Consider the following 4,854-nt stretch of genomic DNA (forward strand, 5'->3'; position numbering starts at 1 on the left):
AATTTTTACAATAATATCATTTTTCAGAAATATTTTCCATCCATATGCAAATATCATGAAAAACGGTAAATTTTTGGGATTCATTCAATAGTTCGTGACGGGCTTTTTCGTAGAGCTGGACTGTCACCTGTTCCACACCGGCAGTTCGATAAGACTGCGCTGCTTTCATCACACCTTTGCCATACTCGCCCACCGGATCTTCTTGCCCCGATAGAAATAGCAGCGGCAGCTTTTTCGGTACTTTTTGCAGTAATTCTGGCTCCTGAGTGCGAATAATCAGCGAAAAAAGTTCGTGATAACCGCTTAATGTAAATAAAAAACCGCAATTCGGATCTGCTAAGTAAGCATCCACCTCTTTTGATAAGGTGGTTAGCCAGTCCTTATCGGTTCGCTTTTTAGGGATCTTGCGATTCATATTGCCAAAGGCCAATTGATTGATCAGTTTACTGTGATGTTTTTCTCCTTGGAGTTTACCCAACAATTTAGCTGACTTTTGACCAAAACGAGTCAGCCAAACTGGCTGCTGGCCTGTCCCCATTAAAATCGCGCCATCGATCGCTTCACCATAGTCATACAGATAATTCCGCAATACAAATGAGCCCATGCTATGACCTAAAACAAAGTAAGGCAAATTAGGATATCGGGCTTTCCCCCACTTCGTCACCTGATACAAATCCTGGACTAATCCATGCTTGAGCGTTTCATCATGAAAGTAGCCTTTAGGATTTCCACTAACAGAAGCGCCATGTCCCAGATGATCGTGTCCGATCACCGCGATCTTTCGTTCATTCAAATAATTTGCCAAGGGTTCGTAGCGCATCAGATGCTCCGCCATCCCATGAGTCACTTGCAGAACCGCCCACGGATTTTCACATGACCAATGATACGCCTGCAGCGGTGTTTTCTGGTCAACAGAAAGTAATTCAAATTTTTCTACCATCATCGTTTCCTTTCTAAAAAGCCTTCGCTAAAGATTCTACTATGTATATCCATCTCAAGTTGGAGGTGAAATGATCAAAAAATGGTACACTATTAATAAATGGAGGGATGAAATATGTCTTGCTTAGGTAATATCATCTGGTTCATCTTCGGCGGACTGATTGGCGGCTTGACTTGGTGTCTTGCCGGAATTTTATGGTGCATCACTATTATCGGCATCCCGATCGGCTTGCAATGCTTTAAATTCGCCAGTCTGAGCTTTGCTCCGTTTGGCAAGGATATCGTTTACCATACCACTGGGATAAATTTGATCGTCAATATTATTTGGTTGATCGTTTCTGGCGTTCCTTTAGCAATCGGTCATTTGATCAGCGCCGCGTTTCTATGTATTACGATCGTCGGTATTCCGTTTGCTGCACAATCTCTCAAGCTTGCTCGTTTAGCCTTGATGCCTTTTGGCGCCCAAATCGTTTCAATTCGTTAAAAAAAGAGGAATGACAGCTGTCTTCCTCTTTTTTTTATCCAAAAATCAAGTAAATCAGACCTGCAATGATCAAGATCAAATTCAACGTTACTTGAATATTCACCATCAGCGGCGTCACATTCTTTTTCTTGCGGCGTGCAAGGTTGATAAAAATATTATACGCGCCGACTAAAATGACAAAAATCACTAAAGCGATCAAATACAAAAAAACACTTCCTTTTTTGTATGTAGTGTAACGTGAATCCTATCTCTCAGCAAGCAAAGTCAAAAAAATCTAATTTAATTGTTTGAAAAAATCGCGTAATTCGGCTTTGCGCCGTTCGCTTAATTCACGTTTGGGAATATCTTGGATCGCCCCTTCTAATCCGTACAGCAGATGCAAACAAGCCCCGTCATCTACTAGATGGCGAATTTTTAAAAAGGCTGCCTCTGTTCCCAGTTCCCGTAACTGATCAGGGGTCACAATTCCTACCTGTTCCAACTTTTCTTCATTTACTACACCAATATTTTTCATTTCTGAAATTTTCATCGCCGACTCCTTACTCCTTTTAGATTCATTATACCTTAGAATAAATGCGGAAACGACCGCTTTCACAAAAAGTTTGAAAAGCAGTCACTTTTTTCGAATTTTCCGGTACAGTAAGAAATTTTAAACAATATAACCTTAGTTATTTTTTAATAAAACGAGTTTCTTATGATTTGTTTAGGATATGACTTTATTTTTCACCATATATTAGGTTATTATTTGTATTAAATGATATTTTAATTTATCATATAAATCAGTACGGTTAATTTTTATTAAATAGGAATGGGGGTATATTCATGCTGGGGATGGATAAAAACACGGTGCTGAAAATTCAGATCATTGAAACGCTAGATGGCCTGCAGGCACCGATTTCTTTGAAGGAATTGCAGGAAAAGATTGGTTATGCCAGCCTTGGTACGATCCGTGTGAATTGCAAAGAATTACAGGCAATCATCGAAGAACTTTATACAGACGAGGATTATTTTTTAACTCTTCGGATGGATAATGGCCGCGGCATCCAATTAGACCGTTCCTCAACGAACCTCCAATCATTGACAAGCTACTTATACAAGCATGACCTTGCTTGTGAAATCATTCGTACAATTTTAACGAAACGAAAAATTTCTGCAATCCAGTTCTGTATGGATAAAAATATCAGCGAATCAAAATTGCGCCGCAAAATAAAAGAGATCAATCAAGATTTGTCTGATTATGATCTCTATATCTCTTGTTCGACCAAAATCAGTTTAAAAGGACGCGAAGTCGATGTGCGTCGTTTTTACTATATTTTTTTCCGCGGACTATACCGCCAATTCAGCCAAGTTGAACGTATCAACATTGAGAGCTATTTTCAACTGGCAAATCAAGTAGAGGATTACTTAAAGCTTTCCAATAACCCAACCAACTTGGAAATGATCTGCTTTTGGCTCTTAATCACCAATCAATCATTAAGCAAAAAAAGTGAACTTATCTTTAATAATACGGAAAAAGCTTTGCTGAACCGCTTCAAATATCCCAAAAAGCCAGCTTTTTTAAAAACCTGGAATACAAATGAATGGCGCTTTTTCCTTTATGCCATTTACAGTTCTCTATTGAACGATTTTGAGCTGCAGCCTAAGAATTCTTCTAGGGATCTCTTTTTTAATCAGGCCGTTTCCCATTGGATCAAGTCTTTTACGACGCACTTCCGTCCATTGAACAGCCACGAGCAAAAATATGTCGGCAGCAAGCTTAAACAGCATTACGCAGCACTGGCTTTCTTCCGATTGAACGATCCCATGATTGATGAGCTTGGAAATAATGTGGCACTCAATCATGTCCAGTCGCAGTTTCCTTATTACTACCGACGCTTTAACACCTTTTGGCAGGAGTTCACCCAAGCAGTACCAGGCTATGATTATCGCCAATTACGGATCTATTCGTTTTTAACCTGTGTGAACCTCTATTCATTAGAGAACTGCTTACCAGAAATATCGGTGTATGCGTTTTCCGAACACAGCGATCTTTTCAGTATTTTTATCCAAGAAAAAATCAATTTGTATTTCAAAAACCGATATCACCTGACTTTTGTAGAAGCCCCGCGTGAGGCGCAGGTAATCATCGGAACAACACCGGCCTGTAAAAACTTTCTCTCAGAGGGCCAAGAATCGGTTATCATCCGCTCCAATATCACTGCGACCGATTACACAGATATTGAAACAATTCTAGAAAAAATCGTAAGGAAAGATTTGGCACAAACCGAAAAATAAATGAAAATAGGTTGAGAATTTGATTAAAAAAAGGTATCGTAGTAGGTATTACATATGAAAAAGGAGGCCGTTATGGTTTACGTTAGTGAAATGCATACTACCCCGCCGACTGAGTTTGGTTCTGAATTAGAGGAAAAAACCTATGAAACACTGGCAAAGTTGGAGATTCCTTTTTATCAAGTAGCGACCGGCGAAGCGTTGACGATGGAAGATTGTATTGATATCGATAACCGCTTAGGAATCGAAGTCGTTAAAACAATCTTTTTATGCAACCAAAAGAAAACCAAATTCTATTTGTACATCACACCGGCAGATTTTAAGTTTGTCACCAAAGAGTTCGGCAAGAAATTGGAGATTCCACGGGTATCTTTTGCCTCAGCCGATCTTTTGAAGGAGCGCTTAGGAGTTATTCCGGGTGCTGCGACAATTTTCGGGCTGTTAAAAGACCCTGAGCACGAGATCCAATTAGTCTTCGACAAATCCGTTGCTGAACGGGAATGGTATGGTTGCAGCTCTGGTTCTGTAACAAATTATATGAAACTGAAAACGGCGGATATATTTGAAAAGTTCCTGCCTTATACAGGACATGAAGCGATTTTTATTGATTAAAATTAAAAAGACTTCGCGAACTCGTTCCGTTTTGCCAGTTCCTCGTCTCGCTTTAGCGGGATTAGTGAAATGTTATGCACAATGACAATCAGATTCATTTTTCACGATTTTTTGAAAAATAATTTCTTAGTTAGGTATCAAACCCATTTTACTTGTAAAAAACTTTTTAATTTCTCAAAGGCGCAAGAAAAAAGTGTTAGGAGAGCTCTCTCCTAACACTTTTTTTGGACGATCTTGCTTTATTGAAAAGTTAATCAAAATGAGGTTTCTTCATTTAAAAAACTTTTTCTAACTATCAAACTTAAATTGATCAATCACTTTAGCATCTTACAGTAACGCAGCCTAATTCAATCATTGGTCCTGTAACTTCTTTTCCACAATCAGAACCAACCGCTTGAATCGCGAAGGAGTAAGAGCCTCTTGATAAGCAGACATAGCTTAATGATTCATCAAGATAGTAGCCTTTTCCAAAAGCGCCATTCATATATTTTGCATAACGAACATCAATTGTCTTGTACGCTGATCCGTAGCCGCAACCAGATGTTCTG

At 39.1% G+C, this 4,854-nt stretch carries 6 protein-coding genes and 1 pseudogene; 3 read left to right on the plus strand and 4 right to left on the minus strand.

Features of this window, described 5'->3' with window-relative positions; genetic code table 11:
* Positions 1–16: 16 nt before the first annotated feature.
* Positions 17–943 carry an alpha/beta fold hydrolase gene (locus A5875_RS20085; RefSeq protein ID WP_242551180.1) on the minus strand — a complete coding sequence of 309 codons (927 nt, stop codon included), beginning with the start codon at positions 941–943 and terminating at the stop codon, positions 17–19.
* 111 nt (positions 944–1,054) lie between these two features.
* Between A5875_RS20085 and A5875_RS20090 the strand changes: the two genes are divergently transcribed.
* On the plus strand, positions 1,055–1,423 hold the full coding sequence (locus tag A5875_RS20090) for a YccF domain-containing protein (RefSeq protein ID WP_088935339.1): 369 nt from the start codon (positions 1,055–1,057) through the stop codon (positions 1,421–1,423).
* Between the two features lie 34 nt (positions 1,424–1,457).
* Here the strand turns inward: A5875_RS20090 and A5875_RS23870 are convergent, their stop codons facing one another.
* Positions 1,458–1,628 (minus strand): hypothetical protein, encoded by a 171-nt coding sequence (locus tag A5875_RS23870; RefSeq protein WP_171004851.1) that lies wholly within the window; start codon positions 1,626–1,628, stop codon positions 1,458–1,460.
* A gap of 69 nt (positions 1,629–1,697) precedes the next feature.
* On the minus strand, positions 1,698–1,952 hold the full coding sequence (locus A5875_RS20095; RefSeq protein WP_088935340.1) for a TfoX/Sxy family DNA transformation protein: 255 nt from the start codon (positions 1,950–1,952) through the stop codon (positions 1,698–1,700).
* A 293-nt stretch (positions 1,953–2,245) separates the two neighbouring features.
* On the opposite strand from A5875_RS20095, the gene A5875_RS20100 reads away from it, so the two are divergent.
* Positions 2,246–3,697 carry a helix-turn-helix domain-containing protein gene (locus A5875_RS20100; RefSeq protein WP_088935341.1) on the plus strand — a complete coding sequence of 484 codons (1,452 nt, stop codon included), beginning with the start codon at positions 2,246–2,248 and terminating at the stop codon, positions 3,695–3,697.
* 72 nt (positions 3,698–3,769) lie between these two features.
* Positions 3,770–4,306, plus strand: coding sequence for a prolyl-tRNA synthetase associated domain-containing protein (locus tag A5875_RS20105; RefSeq protein WP_088935342.1), 537 nt, complete (start codon positions 3,770–3,772; stop codon positions 4,304–4,306).
* Positions 4,307–4,625: 319 nt separating this feature from the next.
* Here the strand turns inward: A5875_RS20105 and A5875_RS20110 are convergent.
* A pseudogene (locus tag A5875_RS20110) lies at positions 4,626–4,854 on the minus strand (hypothetical protein); the annotation flags it as partial.

Source organism: Enterococcus sp. 3H8_DIV0648, assembly GCF_002140655.1.
Taxonomy (GTDB): domain Bacteria; phylum Bacillota; class Bacilli; order Lactobacillales; family Enterococcaceae; genus Enterococcus_A; species Enterococcus_A hulanensis.